The 17,199-nt window shown below is 60.7% G+C and carries 14 protein-coding genes; 4 read left to right on the top strand and 10 right to left on the bottom strand.

Annotation, left to right across the window (positions count from 1 at the left end; genetic code table 11):
* Positions 1–312 precede the first annotated feature (312 nt).
* The 6 genes from selB to fdnG form a co-directional block, all read right to left on the bottom strand.
* Entirely contained in the window at positions 313–2,256 is a 1,944-nt protein-coding gene (selB, locus tag AC0TOF_RS07100; RefSeq protein ID WP_473767677.1) for a selenocysteine-specific translation elongation factor, read from the bottom strand.
* Entirely contained in the window at positions 2,253–3,656 is a 1,404-nt protein-coding gene (selA, locus tag AC0TOF_RS07105; RefSeq protein ID WP_473767678.1) for an L-seryl-tRNA(Sec) selenium transferase, read from the bottom strand. The genes selB and selA overlap by 4 nt, the downstream gene beginning before the upstream one ends.
* Positions 3,657–3,662: 6 nt before the next feature.
* Positions 3,663–4,574 carry a formate dehydrogenase accessory protein FdhE gene (fdhE, locus tag AC0TOF_RS07110; RefSeq protein WP_473767679.1) on the bottom strand — a complete coding sequence of 304 codons (912 nt, stop codon included), beginning with the start codon at positions 4,572–4,574 and terminating at the stop codon, positions 3,663–3,665.
* A gap of 73 nt (positions 4,575–4,647) precedes the next feature.
* Positions 4,648–5,355, bottom strand: coding sequence for a formate dehydrogenase subunit gamma (locus AC0TOF_RS07115; protein WP_473767680.1), 708 nt, complete (start codon positions 5,353–5,355; stop codon positions 4,648–4,650).
* Complete coding sequence (gene fdxH, locus AC0TOF_RS07120) at positions 5,352–6,293, bottom strand: formate dehydrogenase subunit beta (protein ID WP_473767681.1); 942 nt, start codon at positions 6,291–6,293, stop codon at positions 5,352–5,354. The genes AC0TOF_RS07115 and fdxH overlap by 4 nt, the downstream gene beginning before the upstream one ends.
* A 12-nt stretch (positions 6,294–6,305) precedes the next feature.
* On the bottom strand, positions 6,306–9,392 hold the full coding sequence (gene fdnG, locus AC0TOF_RS07125; protein ID WP_473767682.1) for a formate dehydrogenase-N subunit alpha: 3,087 nt from the start codon (positions 9,390–9,392) through the stop codon (positions 6,306–6,308).
* Positions 9,393–9,895: 503 nt separating this feature from the next.
* Between fdnG and AC0TOF_RS07130 the strand changes: the two genes are divergently transcribed.
* The 4 genes from AC0TOF_RS07130 to can all read left to right on the top strand — a co-directional run bounded on the left by AC0TOF_RS07130 (position 9,896) and on the right by can (position 14,293).
* The gene (locus tag AC0TOF_RS07130; protein ID WP_473767683.1) at positions 9,896–10,996 is read left to right on the top strand and encodes a transglutaminase-like domain-containing protein; all 1,101 of its coding nucleotides are present in this window, start codon (positions 9,896–9,898) and stop codon (positions 10,994–10,996) included.
* Between the two features lie 13 nt (positions 10,997–11,009).
* Positions 11,010–12,062: a selenide, water dikinase SelD gene (selD, locus tag AC0TOF_RS07135; protein ID WP_473767684.1), complete on the top strand. Its 1,053-nt coding sequence runs from the start codon at positions 11,010–11,012 to the stop codon at positions 12,060–12,062.
* A gap of 169 nt (positions 12,063–12,231) precedes the next feature.
* Positions 12,232–13,521 (top strand): solute carrier family 23 protein, encoded by a 1,290-nt coding sequence (locus tag AC0TOF_RS07140; protein WP_473767685.1) that lies wholly within the window; start codon positions 12,232–12,234, stop codon positions 13,519–13,521.
* 148 nt (positions 13,522–13,669) lie between these two features.
* Positions 13,670–14,293, top strand: coding sequence for a carbonate dehydratase (gene can, locus AC0TOF_RS07145; RefSeq protein ID WP_473767686.1), 624 nt, complete (start codon positions 13,670–13,672; stop codon positions 14,291–14,293).
* On the opposite strand, the gene AC0TOF_RS07150 is transcribed toward can, so the two are convergent.
* The 4 genes from AC0TOF_RS07150 to kce are packed head-to-tail and all read right to left on the bottom strand — an operon-like array spanning position 14,278 to position 17,193.
* A complete protein-coding gene (locus AC0TOF_RS07150; RefSeq protein WP_473767687.1) occupies positions 14,278–14,697 on the bottom strand; it encodes an acyl-CoA thioesterase in 420 nt (139 codons plus the stop codon). The genes can and AC0TOF_RS07150 overlap by 16 nt on opposite strands.
* Positions 14,694–15,722, bottom strand: coding sequence for a histone deacetylase family protein (locus AC0TOF_RS07155; RefSeq protein ID WP_122001206.1), 1,029 nt, complete (start codon positions 15,720–15,722; stop codon positions 14,694–14,696). The genes AC0TOF_RS07150 and AC0TOF_RS07155 overlap by 4 nt, the downstream gene beginning before the upstream one ends.
* Positions 15,719–16,246, bottom strand: a complete 528-nt coding sequence (locus AC0TOF_RS07160; RefSeq protein WP_473767688.1) for a GNAT family N-acetyltransferase — start codon at positions 16,244–16,246, stop codon at positions 15,719–15,721. Before AC0TOF_RS07160 ends, AC0TOF_RS07155 begins: the two co-directional genes overlap by 4 nt.
* Positions 16,246–17,193 (bottom strand): 3,5-dioxohexanoate:acetyl-CoA acetone transferase, encoded by a 948-nt coding sequence (gene kce, locus AC0TOF_RS07165; protein WP_122001208.1) that lies wholly within the window; start codon positions 17,191–17,193, stop codon positions 16,246–16,248. Before kce ends, AC0TOF_RS07160 begins: the two co-directional genes overlap by 1 nt.
* Between the last annotated feature and the right edge of the window lie 6 nt (positions 17,194–17,199).

The raw sequence follows: 17,199 nt of genomic DNA on the forward strand, positions 1-17,199 counted from the left end.
TCAAGAACAGCTCTGCGCACGACACTAAAACGACAAAGGAGAAAACGAAGAACTTGACCATGGCCGCAGACCCGAAGCATACCTAACAGGCGGGGCAGTTCTCAGTGGAAACGACGGGGCAGTTCTCAGTGGCAATCAACAGTGAATCTCATATTTCTGCAAGTGATCAAATAGAAGCCACAGGAAACGCCTTATTAATAACGTGAGAGCTCTCTATGAAGTTGTCAGCCGACATAAGACGTCGGATGCTCCGTTACCCAACTATTCGATAGCAGAGACCCTCTGCGTTGCGCTGCTGTGACGCTCACGACATTATCCCCCTTGAGCGAAATCGCCGAACAAGTCCAGCTTGCGGCGGTTAAGGCGGCGCATGTCCCCACGCCTTATCGTGACGCTGTTGCGGTCGAAAAACTCCAATATCTGGATTGCCACCTTGCGGCCGCTATCGACCCGGTCACGAAAGCGCGCCGCGATGAACCAGCCGCTGTCGAAGGCCGCATCCATATCCGACAATATGCCAATCATTTCGGCGATCGTCGCCCGCAGGAAAAAATGGTCGTGCGCCACTTCATGCACCCGACCCATGCGCCCGGCGAGCTTGAGCAGGCGGCGAATATCTTCCTCCCTTTCGTCCAGAAGTCCCGCAATATCGCGCACGCGCGGCGGACGGAAACGGGCGGCGCCGCCAAGCAGCGGCGCGATGCGCTGCCAGAGCGCCTCGTCGGCATCGCTCATCGTCACTTCATGATCGCGGAGGCGCAGCCACGCACCGTCCAGTCTCAAAAGGTCGGCCTCGACCAGCGCGGCAATGGCGGCGCGAAAAGCCGGTGTGGGCAGGCGCGGTTTCAACAACAGGCGCAGCCGTTCGACACCCATGCCGATCAGGTCCGGATTTTCCGCATGAAAAATGCCAAGGCGCGCCAGAATATCCTCACGTAGCGCATTCCACCGCTCCGGCAACAGCAGGAGCACGGAATTCGGCTGCGGCAGCATCACGGCATCGAGCGCTTGCGCCAGACGTTGCGGATCGTCGGCCAAGGCGCGGTCGCGCAGGAATGCCGCCGCATCAAGATAATAAGGTTCGGCAGACAGCAGCGCCCGCGCCGCCTGCACGGGATCATCGATGGAATGAGCGTCGAGTTGAGCCATGCGCTCCGGGCTGCGGCGCTTGCGCTGCGGCGGGCGCAAATCCAGAAAACGACCGCCGCCGATGGTGCGTTGTGCAGAAACATCCCGGATGACGAAACGGTCTCCTGCCGCCGCCGCGATGGGGCGATCCAGCACCAGTTGCACCCGGTCTTCCGCGCCGGGCCGCAGCTCCTCATCCCGCAGAAGCACGATGCGCGCCCCGACCTCGGCTGCGGCATGATGCAGGCGAACCGGGAACCACTGGCCGACCGGCTTTTTCTCCGAAGGCAGGATTTGCAGCGATGCATCGATGCGGTCCGCCGGGCGGTGAAGGCCGGGCGACAACAGCATGTCGCCCCGATGCACTGCCTCTTTCGATATGCCCTCGCCCGCCAGATTGAGCGCGCAGCGATCACCCGCCTCAGCAGTTTCGCTCGGCCTGTTCTGCGCATGGATGGTGCGGACACGCGCTTCCCTGCCGGACGGGCTGATGAGAAGATGGTCGCCGGTGGCGACCTTGCCGGAAAGCACCGTGCCGGTGACCACGGTTCCAGCGCCCTTGAGCGTAAAGGAACGATCCACCGCAAGACGAAAACGTCCCGAGGCCCGGCGCCCGCCGAATGCATGCGCTTCATTTTCCAGCAAGGTTCTGAGTTCGTCGATCCCGGCCCCGGAAACAGTGGAGACCGCCAGAACAGGAATATCGGCCAGTCCCGTCAGCGCCAGTTCATTGCGGATGGCGCTTTCGACTTCTACGAGGCGTTCCGGCTCGGCAAGATCGGATTTGGTGATGACGGCGACGCCGCGCCGGATGCCGAGCAGGTTGACGATTGCCAGATGTTCCCGCGTTTGCGGCATGATCCCATCATCGGCGGCGACAACCAGCATGACGAAATCGATGCTCGCCGCCCCGGCAAGCATCGTATGCACGAATTTTTCATGCCCCGGCACGTCGACAAAGCCGAGAGTATGCTTTTCATCGCCGGAGAGAGGCAGATAAGCAAAGCCGAGATCGATGGAAATTCCACGTTCTTTTTCTTCTTTCAGCCGATCCGTATCGACCTTGGTCAGCGCCCGCACCAGCGCGGTCTTGCCATGATCGATATGTCCCGCCGTTCCGACGATCATGAGCGGCGCACCGCAAGAGACGACAGATTGTGCAGAAAGCCGTCTTCATCCTCAAGGCAGCGCAGATCGAGCACGAAGGCACCCTTTTCGATCCGCCCGATGACGGGCAGAGGCAAAGCGCGCAATGAACTGGCAAGCGCTGTCAGCGCCGTGCCGCTGCCATCCTTCGGCACAATCGACAATCCGGCGCTTGGAACCGTTGAAAGCGGCAATGCGCCGGAGCCGATCTGGCTGGCGCAATCCGTCACCGCCACGATGAAAGCCGGGCCAAGCGCTTTTTCAAGCTGCGGCTTGAGCCTCGCCGCCTGCGCGGCGATTTCCGACTGCGGGCGCGCGAGATAGCGGATGGTCGGCAGCTTTTCGGAAAGCCGTTCCGGGTTGCGATAAAGTTTCAGCGTCGCTTCCAGGGCCGCCAGCCTGATCTTGTCGACCCGCAAGGCGCGCTTCATCGGGTTCTTGTTGATGCGGGCAATCAAATCGCGCCGCCCGACGATGAACCCCGCCTGCGGTCCGCCCAAAAGCTTATCGCCGGAAAAGGTGACGATATCCGCGCCTTCGGCAACCGCCTCGCGCACTGTCGGCTCATGGGCGAGGCCGAAAGCAGCCAGATCGGCAAGCGTGCCGGAGCCAAGATCATTGACCAGCGGCACGCCCTTGCCTCGCGCGATTGCCGCCAGTTCCGGTGCCGTGACTTCCCGCGTGAAACCTTCGATGCGGTAATTGGAGGTATGGACCTTCAGCACAAGGCCGGTATCGGGGTTGATTGCATTCTCGTAATCACGCGGATGGGTGCGGTTGGTGGTGCCGACTTCGACAAGCCGCGTCCCGGCGCGGGTCATGATATCCGGCATGCGGAACGCGCCGCCGATCTCGATCAGTTCGCCACGCGACACAATGGCTTCCTTGCCCGCGGCAAGGCTGTTCAGCACCAGAAGCACGGCGGCGGCATTGTTGTTGACGACGGTTGCGTCTTCCGCGCCCGTCAGTTCGCAGACAAGCGCGCGCAGATGGTCGTCGCGCTCGCCACGCGATCCCGACACCAGATCAAACTCAAGCGAAACCGCCTGCCGCATCGCTTGCGTGGCGGCCTCGATTGCGGCTTCGGCAAGGATAGCGCGTCCCAGATTGGTGTGCAGGACCGTGCCGGTCAGGTTGAACAGCGGGCGCAGGCTCGACTGCCCGGATGCTGCAAGCAGATGGAGAACCCGTTCCGCCAGATGCGTATTGCTGGAGAGCGAAGCACCGGATTTCACCGCCTCGCGCTCGTCGTGCAGAACCTTGCGAACGGCCTCCGTCAGCGATGCGTGGCCAAAATTCTCCGAGGCTCCGGCAAGTTCGGGCATGTGCAGGATGGCGTCCACAGACGGCAGATGACGCAGTGACGTCTTGATCTGGTCCATGCCGCCTCACAATCCGGCAAGAAGCGGGGAGAAGCCACCTCGCCTGTAAGGCGTCTCGCGCATCAGCATATCAAGGCCGAGGCTCGCAACATCGTCGGCCACCGGATCGGCATCCGCAGACAGATGCTGGTAGATGATCTTGACCCAGCTTTGGCATTCGTCGCAGGTTTCGGCCTTGATGATGCCGCCGCCTTCTTCAACGTGCTTGTAGCCAATGCCCTTTGTGGAACCGCAGCACACGCATTTGACCCGCACATAATGCCAGAGCGTATTGCACACGGAACAGGAGCAGAAGCGCGCGCCATGCGCACCGAGCCAGCCGACGACCATCGAGCTTGACGGCATGCTGCCGCAAGACGGGCAGACGCCATCGGCGACCGGCTTTACCGATTTCGCGTCGAGCGCCGAGGCAAGCCGCGTGAAATGGAGCTGCAATCCCGCCCAGATATAAATATGTTCGGCAATCGCCTGCGGCGGCAGAACACCGGCGAAAAGCGCCTCGATCATCCGGCGGCGCTCATCAGTGCTGCTTTGCGCCACACGCTCCAGCGCATCGGCGGCATCCTGCGGCTTGGCGATTGTGTCGGCGCGCGCGAAAAGCCGGTCGAAGATGGTGTCGAGCGCCTCGTCCGATAGGACATCCGCACGATCGATCGACGGCATGCCGAACTCGCGTCCCCGGACGTTCTCCTGGCGCGCAACGACAGGACCGAGACCAGCCTCGATTTCTGACTGCGCCTCGCTCAGATCGGCGATGAATTCCAGATAGGGTTTCAGCGGGCTGACCGAGGCCAGAAGACGCAGGCGCTCCGCTCGTCTGGCGAAAAGTGCGCCGGGGTCCGGCAATTGCACGAAGGGTGGGGCCGATATTTCGCCGATGACCGTCGGGTCCGGCACCAGATCTTTCTTGCCTGCCATGTCACTCCTCACGAACCCAACGGGCCACGTGGACCACTGAATATGGTCGCCCTCAAATGACGACCGCGTAAGTTCAGGCGGCAGGCTTGCTGCCGCCCTGTTTCACTTTCTGCTTCGATGCCAGTTCGCGCAACCATTTGCGGTGGTGCCGCCATGCCCAGCCGCCGCTCACCGTGCCCCTCGTCATGGCATGGATGGTGCCCTTCACCCAGATCGCGGCATAGACATGCACGATCCAGACGCAGATTGCCGCCACCGCCGCCATGGAGTGAACAAACAAGGCCCATCGCTGCTGGTTGATGCTGGTATAAGACCCGAAATATTCGTTCCAGATCATCAGGCCGGAACCGATCAGGATGATAATCAGGAGCGACATGGACCAGAAAACCAGTTTCTGACCGGCATTATATTTGCCGACTTCGGGCAGTTTTTCCTCATTGCCGGCAATCACGTCATTGGCCTGCGCCAGCCATTGGCTGTCTTCGCGCTTCCATAGATTGGCGCTCCAGAAGCGCAGGAAAAGCCCGAGGAAACTGAAGAACAGGACAACGCCAATCCATGGATGGATGGCGCGTGTCCATTGTCCGCCGCCGAACAGGCCCGACAGGAAAAACAGCGACGGATGAAACATGGCAAGGCCGGAGAGTGCCAGAAGCACGAGGCTGATGGCGGTGATCCAGTGGTTGAGGCGCGCGCCGCCGGAATAGCGATGCACCCGGACCGGCTTGCCGGGCTCTATGCCGTCGCCGCGTTCAACATCCTTGAAATCGGTCCTGCTCATGAGCTTTTTTCTCCCGTGAGCTTTTCGGCCTGTTCCTCGTCATGCTCCGTCACGACATTTGGCCCCTTGAAGATATAATGCAACAGACCCGCCGCGGCGGCCAGCCCCATTGCCGCCATACCCGCATATTTGGACACGCCCTTCCACGCCTCGACAACCGGGCTGATGCGCGGATTGTTCGGCAGGTTGGCATAGATTTCAGGCTTGTCGGCATGATGCAGCACATACATGACATGCGTGCCGCCAACGCCCGGCGGATCGTAAAGCCCGGCATTTTCAAAGCCGCGCGATTTCAGGTCCTTGATGCGGCCGTCGGCCCATTCCTTCATCTCGTCCTTGGTGCCATAGACAATGGCCTGTGTCGGGCAGGCCTTGGCGCAGGCCGGCCCCTGTCCCACCGCGATGCGGTCGGAACAGAGCGTGCATTTATAGGCCTTGTTCGTCACCGGCGAGATGCGCGGAATGTCGAACGGACAGCCCTTGATGCAATAGCCGCAGCCGATGCAGTTCTCATGGATGAAATCGACGATGCCATTGGAATATTGCACGATTGCGCCCGGCGCCGGGCAGGCCTTGAGACAGCCGGGGTCCTCGCAATGCATGCAGCCATCCTTGCGGATCAGCCATTCCAGATTGCCGGTATCGGGATTGTCCCACTCGGTAAAGCGCATCAGCGTGAAGGTATCGGGCGTCAGGTCGTGCGGATTGTCATAGACACCGACATTGACGCCCACTTCCTCATGCGTGTCGTTCCATTCGGCGCAGGCCGACTGACAGGCCTTGCAGCCGATGCATTTCGACACGTCGATGAGCTTCGCCACCTCGGTCTGGCGCTCAGTTGGCGGCGTCACGTTCGACGCCGACCGCCTGATCAGGTCCTTGTCACCGAAACGCGGCTGTTGCGGCGTGACATCGGGATTGGGAACGGGTGGAAACATCTCTAATCCCTCCTATGCCACTGGCGCGCTTGAGCGCTCGATATTGACCAGAAACGCCTTGAACTCCGGCGTCTCGATATTCGCGTCGCCGACGAAAGGCGTCAGCGAATTGGGGCCGAAGCCCTTGCGGGCGGCACCCATGAAGCCCCAATGGAGCGGGATGCCCACCACATGCACCGTCTTGCCGTCGCAGATGAGCGGCTTGATGCGCTTGGTGACCACGGCCTTGGCCTTGACCGAGCCGCGCTTCGACCACACGCGCACCCAGTCGCCCTTGGCGATGCCCTTTTCCTTCGCCAGCTCCTCCGAAATTTCCACGAAGAATTCCGGCTGCAGGACGGCGTTCACATGAACATGCTTGGTCCAGTAGTGGAAATGCTCCGTCAGACGGTAGGAGGTTGCGGCGTAAGGGAATTCCTCCGAAGCCGTTTCCGCGAACTGCTTGAAGTCGTCGTTGAAGACACGCGCCACCGGATTGCCCCGAACCTTCGGTGCAATCACATTGGCGACCGGCGATTCAAACGGCTCGTAATGGGCCGGGAACGGACCGTCGCGCATCATGCCGCGGCTGAACAGGCGCGAGGAGCCTTCCGCATTCATGATGAACGGCCCGACCTCCTGCGGCTTGGCGGTCGGCGCAATGTCCGGCACGTCATAGCCGCTCCATTTCGAACCGTCCCACTCGATGAGCTTGCGGCTCGGGTCCCACGGCTTGCCGTCAATATCGGCGGAGGCGCGGTTATAGAGAATGCGGCGGTTCGCTGGCCATGCCCACGACCAGTTGAGATAGGCGCCCGTCTCATCCGGATCGTGATTGTCGCGGCGGGCCATATTGTTGCCCGCCTCGGTGAAGCAGCCGGAATAGATCCAGCAGCCCGACGCCGTCGAACCGTCGTCGCGCAGCGCCGCGAAGCCGGACAGAAGCTTGCCCGCCTCGGCAACGACCTTGGTAGGATCGGCCGGATCGGTCACCGTGGAAAGCGCGCGGCCGTTCAGTTCCTTGGCCAGCTCTTCCGCCGTCGGCTCGCCCTCATCCGCATAATCCCAGGTGACGTTGAGGATCGGATCGGGGAAAGCGCCGCCTTCCTTGCGATAAAGCTCCCGCAGCCGCAGGAAAATCTGCGCCATGATCCAGTTGTCGGTCTTCGCCTCGCCGGGTGGCGTTGCGCCGGGCCAGTGCCATTGCAGCCAGCGCCCGGAATTGGTGAGCGAACCCTCATCCTCGGCAAAGCAGGTGGAGGGAAGCTGGAACACTTCCGTCTGGATCGAAGCCGAATCCACATCGTTATATTCGCCGTGGTTTTCCCAGAAGCGCGAGGTTTCCGTTTCCAGCGGGTCCATGGTCACGAGGAATTTCAGCTTCGACAAGGCGTCGGTCAGCTTCTTGCGGTTCGGCACCGCCATCAGCGGATTGAACCCCTGACAGACATAGCCGTTGACCTTGCCTTCATGCATCATGTCAAAGATGCGCAGCATGTCGTAGTTCGGCACGTCGAGCTTCGGCAGCCAGTCATAGGCAAAGTCGTTCTCGACCGTCGCCGCATTGCCCCACATGGCCTTCTGGAAACTGACGAAGAACTTGCGATAGTTCTGCCAGTAGCTCATCTGGTTCGGGCGCAGCGGCTTGAAACCGCGTGTCGACATATAGGTCTCGAGATCGGTTTCCTTTTCGACCGGGATATTCATATAGCCCGGCAGGAGGTTGGACATGAGACCGATATCGGTCAGCCCCTGAATGTTGGAGTGGCCGCGCAGCGCATTCATGCCGCCGCCGCGCACGCCGATATTGCCAAGGATAAGCTGCAGCATCGCCATGCAGCGAATGTTCTGCGATCCCTTGGAATGCTGCGTCCAGCCGAGCGCATACATCGACGTCATCGTCTTGTCCGGCGCCGAGCATTCGGACATCATCTGCGCCACTTTCAGGAATTTCTCCTTCGGCGTGCCGCAGATGCGCTCCACCATTTCCAGCGTGAACACGGAAACATGCTGCTTCAAAAGGTTCCACACGCAGCGCGGGTTCTGCAACGTGTCGTCGACGACCGCATAACCATCGTCGCCGATCACATAGTCCCAGCTTGAGCGGTCATAATCCCGCTTTTCCTCGTCATAGCCGGTAAACAGCCCGTCCTTATATTCGAAGCCATCCTTGATGATGTAGCTGGCATTGGTGAAATGCTTCACATAATCCCACTGCACCTTGTCATTCTGGATGCAGTAATTGATGACGCCGAGCAGGAAGGCGATATCCGAGCCTTGCCGGATAGGCGCGTAGAAGTCCGCGACCGACGCCGTGCGCGTGAAGCGCGGATCGACGACGATCAGCTTCGCGCCGCGATGGTGCTTGGCCTCCGTCACCCATTTGAAGCCGCACGGATGCGCTTCCGCCGCATTGCCGCCCATGACGACGACGAGATCGGTGTTCTTGATATCGGTCCAGGAGTTGGTCATTGCTCCGCGGCCAAATGTTGGGGCGAGACTCGCCACCGTCGGGCCGTGTCAGACGCGTGCCTGGTTATCGAATGCAACTATGCCTGTGCTGCGCACCACCTTGTAGGTGAGGAACGCCGTTTCATTGGTGGTGGCCGAAGCCGCGAGGAAGCCTGTCGACGTCCAGCGGTTGACCGTGGTGCCCGCCGCGTTCTTCGCGATGAAATTGGCGTCGCGGTCGTCCTTCAGATGCCGCGCGATACGGTCGAGGGCATCTTCCCAGGAAATCTGCTTGAATTCGGACGAGCCCGGCTCGCGCACCCGCGGATTTTTCAGGCGGGTTTCCGCCTTCACGAAATCCTTCAGCGCCGCACCCTTCGGGCAAAGCGTGCCGCGATTGGTGGGGTGATCCGTATCGCCTTCGACATGGATCAGTTCTGCCTTCTCGCCCTTGCGCACATCGCCCTTGGAATAAAGGATGACGCCGCAGGCGACCGAGCAATAGGGGCAGGTGTTCCGGGTTTCGGTCGTATTGGTCAGCTTGAAGGGACGAATGGATTCGGCATAGGCGCTTTCCACCGCACCGAAACCGAAGGACCCAAGCGCCGAAGCCGCCACCACCGCCCCCGTTCCGCCCAGAAACTGGCGGCGTGAGAGCTCCACATTCATTGCGCTGCACCTCCCTGACCCTCGGAAGAAATGCCAAAGCACATTCTTCCTTAAATTGGACTTGCCTGACAACAGTTCACCGCAATAAACCCAAGTTGTCAACCGAACGGCAGGTTAATTTAATTAACAATAAGACCTATTTATCAATAACATGAATTTCACTGTCATGTATTAATACATCAATCGTTTCACAGGATTGACTTGAAAATCTGATGGCTGATTGACGTTACCGTGTAAAAACGCCAGACTGACAAGGTGGCTTCTTTTGTTGCTCCCGAGTTTCGGGGCCTGAATTTTGAGCAGCTCCTGCCTCGCCTCGGCTTCCTTGCTCCGATGCGACGGGTTGATTTGGCCCTCGGTTCAGGCAGTTTCCAACCGGGCAAAGCCGCATCCGGATTTCCTGAAATCATTGCATGTTCGACACTTTCCGGCCTGGAGGCCGCGAAGCGATTTTTCTCGCGCCAACGCAACAAGAGCAATTCAAAGCATAAAAGGGGATCGTCATGAACCGTCGGGAACTTCTCAAATCCGGTGCGGCCTGCGCCGCTTTCAGCATGCTGCCAAGTTTTGCATCTGCGGCCTCCAACATGTTCGCGCCGCGGCCTTCGGACTGGCGCAGCTTCGAGATCACCACCAGCATCACGCCTGCCGCTTCAAAGGAGGTCATTCGTGTCTGGGTTCCGCTGGCAGGGTTCAATGCCGATGACTGGAACCGCCCGGAGGGCAATCGCTGGACGACCAATGCGAAGGTCGCACGGCTCGACCGCGATCCGGCGAGCGGCACCGGCCTGCTTTATCTCGAATGGGATGGCGGCGAAGAAAACCCGCAGGCCGAAATCATCAGCCTCATCGCCACCCGCGACCGCGCAAGCAACCTCGATACCTCGGCGAAGGCCGTGCCGCTGACCCGTGCCGAACGTGACCGCTATCTGGCCGGGACGCGCCTTGCGCCGGTCGATGGCATCGTCAAGCAAACCGCTGACAAGATCGTCGCGGGTGCGGACAACGATCAGGAGAAGGCCCGCCGGATCTATGATTGGGTCGTCGCCAACACCTACAGGCGCGCCGCGACCCGCGGCTGCGGTGACGGCAATATCGTCGCCATGCTCGACAGCGGCGATCTCGGCGGCAAATGCGCCGACATCAATCCGCTGTTCGTGGCCCTCGTCCGGGCAGCGGGAATCCCGGCTCGCGACCTTTATGGCGTGCGCGTTGCGCCTTCCGCCTTCGGCTACAAGAGCCTCGGCGCGAAGAACGAAGTCATCACCAAGGCCCAGCACTGCCGCGCCGAAATTTACCTCGACGGCATCGGCTGGGTGGCGACCGATCCGGCGGATGTACGCAAGGTGATGCTGGAAGAGGAAAAGGACGGGCTTGGTGCCGACGATCCGCGCGTCGTCGCCGTGCGGCAGAAGCTGTTCGGTTCATGGGAGGGCAACTGGATCGCCTTCAATGATGGCAGCGATATCGCCTTGCCGTCTGCTCAAGGACCCGAACTCGGCTTCCTCATGTATCCGCAGGCCGAAGTCGCAAGTGCCCGGTTGGACTGCCTCGATGCGGACAGTTTCCGCTACGCGATGACCGCGCGCGAGATAACCGTATAATTCCGAGGGTATCATGGATATTGCATCGCCTATTCGTCTCAGCACGCTCGCCCATGGCGGCGGCTGCGGCTGCAAGCTCGCTCCAGCCGTTTTGCAGGATCTGCTGTCGGACCAGCCGGTCATGCAGCCTTTCAGCCAACTTCTGGTTGGCACGGAAACCGGCGACGATGCCGCCGTCTGGCAGCTTGACGACGAAAACTGCGTGATCGCCACCACGGATTTCTTCATGCCGATGGTGGACGATCCGTTCGATTTCGGACGCATCGCGGCCACCAATGCGATATCCGACGTCTACGCCATGGGCGGAACACCGATCATGGCGCTGGCGATCCTCGGCATGCCGGTGAACAAGATGCCCGCCGAAATGATCCGCGAAATCCTGAAAGGCGGCTCCAGCATCTGCGCTGAAGCGGGCATTCCGGTCGCGGGCGGGCATTCCATCGACGCACCGGAACCGATCTACGGACTGGCGGTCATCGGCACCTGCAAGCTTTCGAACCTGCGCAAGAACAGCGGCGCACGTCCCGGCGACAGGCTGATCCTGACCAAGGGGATCGGCGTCGGCATCTATTCCGCCGCCTTCAAGAAGCAGGCACTCGACCGCGCCGGTTATGAAGAAATGATGGCGTCGGTCACGCTCCTGAACCGGGTTGGCGCCGAACTCGGCAAGGATGACGCCGTCCACGCCGTCACCGATGTGACCGGCTTCGGCATCCTCGGCCATGCGCTGGAAATGGCGCGCGGCTCGAATGCAGGCATTGCGCTGGACTATGCCGCCCTGCCCTTTCTCCATCAGGCTGAACATCTGGCGCAGGGTGGTTTCGTCACCGGAGCCTCCACCCGAAATTGGGCAAGCTACGGCCATGATGTGCGGCTCCCCGGTGACTATCCGCTCTGGAAACAGCAATTACTGACCGACCCGCAGACATCCGGCGGCCTTCTCGTATCCTGCGCGCCGGAGGAAGCTGAAAGGCTTCTGGGCAGCATCCGCGCCGCCGGTTATCCCTCTGCAAGCATCATCGGAAAGGTGACGGATGATAAGGGCCGCGTGACTGTGGCCGATTGAATGGAATTGAGGCGGCTCATCAACAGTTCGCTTCACGGATAGGTCAACGCCCTCTGGAAATCGCTGCCGCGAGGCGATAAAGGCAATAGCGCGTCCCGAAAAGTGCGAAGCGGTTTTCGGAAAAGATGCGCGTAAAAAACAAATGGATAATATTTTCCAGAGGGACATTATGGGCTATTTTCCAAGTTGGCGTTTGACATCAAACGCCGTCGTGCTTCCCGACGAGCGCCTTCCGGCCTCCGCCGCCATTCCAATGGGCGTGCAGCATCTTCTTGCCATGTCCGGCTCGACCATCGTCGCGCCATTGCTGATGGGTTTCGATCCCAATGTGGCCGTCTTCTTTTCCGGCATCGGCACGCTTCTGTTCTTCCTGCTGACGGCAGGCCGTGTGCCGAGCTATCTCGGTTCATCCTTCGCATTCATCGCAGTCGTCATCGCCGCGACGGGCTATGGCGGCTCCGGCCCCAATCCCAATATCGCAATCGCGCTTGGCGGCATCATCGCCTGCGGCGCGCTTTATGCGCTTATCGGCCTTGTGGTCATGGCCATCGGCACAGGTTGGGTCGAACGGCTGATGCCCCCGGTCGTCACCGGCGCCATCGGCGTTTCCATCGGCCTCAACCTCGCGCCGGTCGCTGTCGGCCAGTTGAAGGGAAGCGGCACGCATATCACCATCGCACTGCTTACCGTTCTCTGCATGGGCATGATCGCCGCCTATGGGCCGCGTGGAACCAAACGCCTGTCGGTGCTCTTTGCGCTGCTGTTCGGCTACCTGCTGGTCCTCATCCTCGGCAATGGCCTTGGCATCGTGCCGGGCATCGATTTCACCGCCGTCAGCAATGCCGCATGGTTCGGCCTGCCGCATTTCACCACGCCTGAATTCAACTGGCAGGCGATCACCCTCATCGCGCCGGTCGCCATCGTGCTGGTGGCGGAAAACCTCGGCCACATCAAGGCGCTTGGTTCCATCACCGGCCAGAGCATGGACCGCTACATCGGCCGCGGCTTTCTTGGTGACGGCATCGCGACCATGATTTCCGGCTCGGGCGGCGGCACCGGCGTCACCACCTATGCGGAAAACATCGGCGTCATGGCGATGACCAAGGTCTATTCGACGCTGATCTTCGTTATCGCCGCCGTCATGGCGCTGATCCTCGGCATGTCGCCAAAATTCGGCGCGATCCTGCAAACGATCCCGGCTCCGGTTCTGGCCGGTCTTGCCGTTTCGGTGTTCGGCCTGATCGCTTCTGCCATGGCGCGCATCTGGATCGTCAATAAGGTGGATTTCGCGGATTCCCGCAACCTGTTCACCGCTGGCGTGGCGCTGATTTTCGGCGCTGGCGACTTCACCTTGAAGATCGGCGAATTCGCTCTCGGCGGCATTGCCACGTCGACCATTGCTGCACTGGTTTTCTATCAGCTGCTTGGCATCGGCCGCCGCGACAAGCCGGCCGAATAAAGCCAGCCAGCCAAATAAAACAGGAAGGAGCGGGCATCCGTCCGCTCCTTCCACTGCCGAAGCAGGTCCTGCTTGATTGGCATCAAATACTGCATCTCTATATTCGTCTATGTCCGAGAATGACGATCAATCGGATGAGACGGGTTCCATGCTGTCAGACCTTTTCGAACATAACCGGCAGTGGGCCGCGGAAAAACGCCGGGAAGACCCTGAATATTTCAGCCGGCTGTCATCCATGCAGCGCCCGGAATATCTCTGGATTGGCTGTTCCGACAGCCGTGTCCCGGCCAATGTCGTCACCGGATTGCAGCCGGGCGAAGTGTTCGTGCACCGCAATGTCGCCAACCTCGTCCACCGCGCCGATCTCAACCTGCTGTCGGTGCTTGAATTTGCGGTCGAGGTGCTGGAGATCAGGCACATCATCGTCTGCGGTCATTATGGATGCGGCGGCGTGCGCGCCGCCATGGCCGGATATGGCCACGGCATCATCGACAACTGGTTGCAGCCGGTGCGCGATATCGCGCAGGCCCATGAACAGGAGCTGGACCGCTTTACCGACCCCGAAGAGCGCCTGAACCGGCTTTGCGAGCTGACCGTCGCCTCGCAGGTGGAAAGCCTGTCGCGCACGCCGGTTCTGCAATCGGCCTGGAAACAGAACAAGGATATCGTCGTGCACGGCTGGATTTACGGCCTCAAGGATGGCCTGTTGCGCGACCTTGAATGCGACTGCACGAAAAGCGTGCTGCATTTTTCATGTCAGCACGCGGGATGATCTGCAAGCAGCTTTTCGGCCCTGATGCGCATGTCGGGCGCAAGTTCGGACGAGCGCCGCGCAATCTTGTCGAAACAGACAGACGTTACCTCATTGACCGCACGCAGTTCACCGTCGAGCGAACCCAACATCGTCTGGCGAAAGGTGATTGATGAGCGCCCGACTTTCAACACTTGCGAACGGATCGTCAGCAGGTCTCCGGCGGGCACTTCCCGCTTATATTCGGTTGTCGAGCGTACATCCGCCCAGCCAAATGCGTCATCGGGAATTTTTCCTGCAATGTGACCCAAAAGCTGAAAGCTCGCATCGTCGAACATTGCCGCATAATGCCGGACATTCATATGCCCCATGACATCGCACATCCACGGATGCGCGACGCCGACAAAGGTACCGAGGCCGCTCATCGCGCCACCGACTGATAACCACCGAGGAAGGCTGTGAGATTATCGCCGAGTGCATCGCACAGATAGCCGCCTTCCTGCACGATGACGGTCGGCAGTCGAAGCTTTGCGATTGCTTCGGCGATGCGTCCGAAACCGCCGGTCGTGACCGACAACCCGCCGAACGGGTCGCCCTCAAACGGGTCGAGGCCGAGCGCGACCACAATCGCATCGGGCGCGAAGGCTTCGATGCGGCGGAAGGCCGTGTCGAGCGAGGCGAGGAATTCGGCGTCGCCCGATTTGCGCGGCAGCGGCAGGTTGAGATTGTAGCCAAGCCCCGCCCCTTCTCCGCGTTCGTCGGCGTGGCCCCAGAAGAATGGATAGAAACGCACGGGATCGGCATGGATGGAGACGGTCAGCACGTCGGGGCGAGAATAGAAAATGCCTTGCGTGCCGTTGCCGTGATGAAGATCGACGTCGAGGATCGCTACGCGCTGGGCCTTTGAGCGCAGGCGCTCTGCCGCGACCGCCGAATTGTTGACGAAGCAGAAGCCGCCCGCCACATCGGCAAAGGCGTGATGCCCCGGCGGGCGGCAAAGCGCATAGGCCGCAACCTCGCCGCCCAGCACCGCATCGGCGGCATCGACTGCGCTCCACGCACTCCAGCACACGCTTTCCCAAGTATGTTCAGCAATCGGGCAGGCCGTATCGGCCATGTGATAGCCGACCTGCCCCACGGCAGACGCCGGATAGCGGCCATCACGCGCCAGCGGATGGATGTTCGGGATCACCTCTTCCGACGCCTCCTCGATGCGCCGCCAGCGGGCATGGATGTGCTGAAGAAATTCCAGGTATTCCGGCGTATGCACGGCTGCAATCGGGCCAAGGCCGTGATTTTGCGGGCGGATGATCTCGCAGCCTGCGGCCTTCGCACCAGCCAGCAGGCGCTCGACACGCTCCGGCTGTTCGGGGTTCGGCTGCGGCGCGCCGCTGGAAAGAAAGGCTTTCGGGTCGTGACGCTTCTGCTCGACGGCGTAAAAGGCTTTCATGACTGCTCCCTGCTTTGATTGATGCGGGCCAGGCGGGTGAAATCCTCGCCATAGGCGCCGTGATCGCGGTCGGATTCGATCCAGCCGATACCGAGCCGCTCATAAAATCTCTGCGCTGCGATATTGTCGCGGTCGACAGCCAGCCGCAGATAGACGCCGCCCCGCGCCATCGACCAGGAGGCGACATGGCGCAGAAGCACTTCGCCGATCCCGTTGCCGCGAAAGGCTTCATCGACATAGAGGTCCTGCACATAGACGCCGGGCTTGCCGAACCATGTCGAGAAGATGGGGAAGAACAGGGCAAGCCCGGCAAATGCCCCGTCTACCTCGGCGATCAGGCTGGTGAAAGCAGCGTAGGGGCCGAAGCCGTAGCGGCGAAAATCCTCGACCGTGCTGGAGATTCTGTCGGCAGCGCCAAGCCCTTCGCCCATGATGCGGATCGCCTCGTGGATCAATTCGGCATCGGCGGCTTCGCCAAGCCGCACCGTAACGCCTGTTTTGTTGTCCAACACGATTTTCGGCATCAAAACGCCACCCTGTCTCCGCCTTTGAGACCCAGATATTCACGTGCCTCGTCGGGTGTCGCAACGTCCAGCGACAGGCCATCGAGGATGCTTCGGATGCGCCGTACCTGATCGGCATTGCTTTTGGCAAGCTGGCCGCGCCCGTCATAAAGGCTGTCTTCCAGCCCGACACGGACATTGCCGCCCATGGCGGCCGCCATGGTGATCATCGGGATCTGGTGCCGCCCTGCGGCCAGCACGGAGAAGGAATAATCGTCCCCGAACAACTTGTCGGCAATCCGCTTCATATGCATGAGATTGTCAGGGTCTGCCCCGATGCCGCCCAGCACGCCGAAGACGAACTGGATGAACAGATGACCGGATACCAGCCCCCGGTCGCGGAAATGCGCCAGCGAATAGAGATGGCCGACGTCGTAGCATTCGAATTCGAAGCGCGTGCCGCAGCCCTGCCCGAGACTGGTCAGAATACCTTCCATATCCGCGAAAGTGTTCTTGAAGATCGAATGGCGCGTGGCTTCCAGCAGTTCCGGCTCCCATGCGTGTTTCCACTCACGCGGCTTGTCGAGTGCCGGGAACAGCGCGAAGTTCATCGAGCCCATATTGAGCGAACACATTTCCGGCTGCGCCTTGAGCGGCGCGGCTAGCCGGTCTTCCAGCGTCATCAGCGACGAGCCACCGGTGGAAATATTCACCACGGCAGATGTCGATTGCTTGATGCGCGGCAGGAACTGCATGAACAGGTCCGGATTGGCGGACGGCCTGCCGTCATGCGGATCGCGGGCGTGAAGATGCAGGATGGATGCGCCCGCTTCCGCCGCCGCAATGGCTTCGCTCGCAATCTCGTCCGGCGTCACCGGCAGATGCGGCGACATGGAGGGCGTGTGCACGGAGCCTGTCACCGCGCAGGTGATGATCACCTTGCGTTGCGTCTTCTTCTTGTCGGTCATGATCCG

The organism is Ochrobactrum sp. PL_is501 (genome assembly GCF_055816895.1).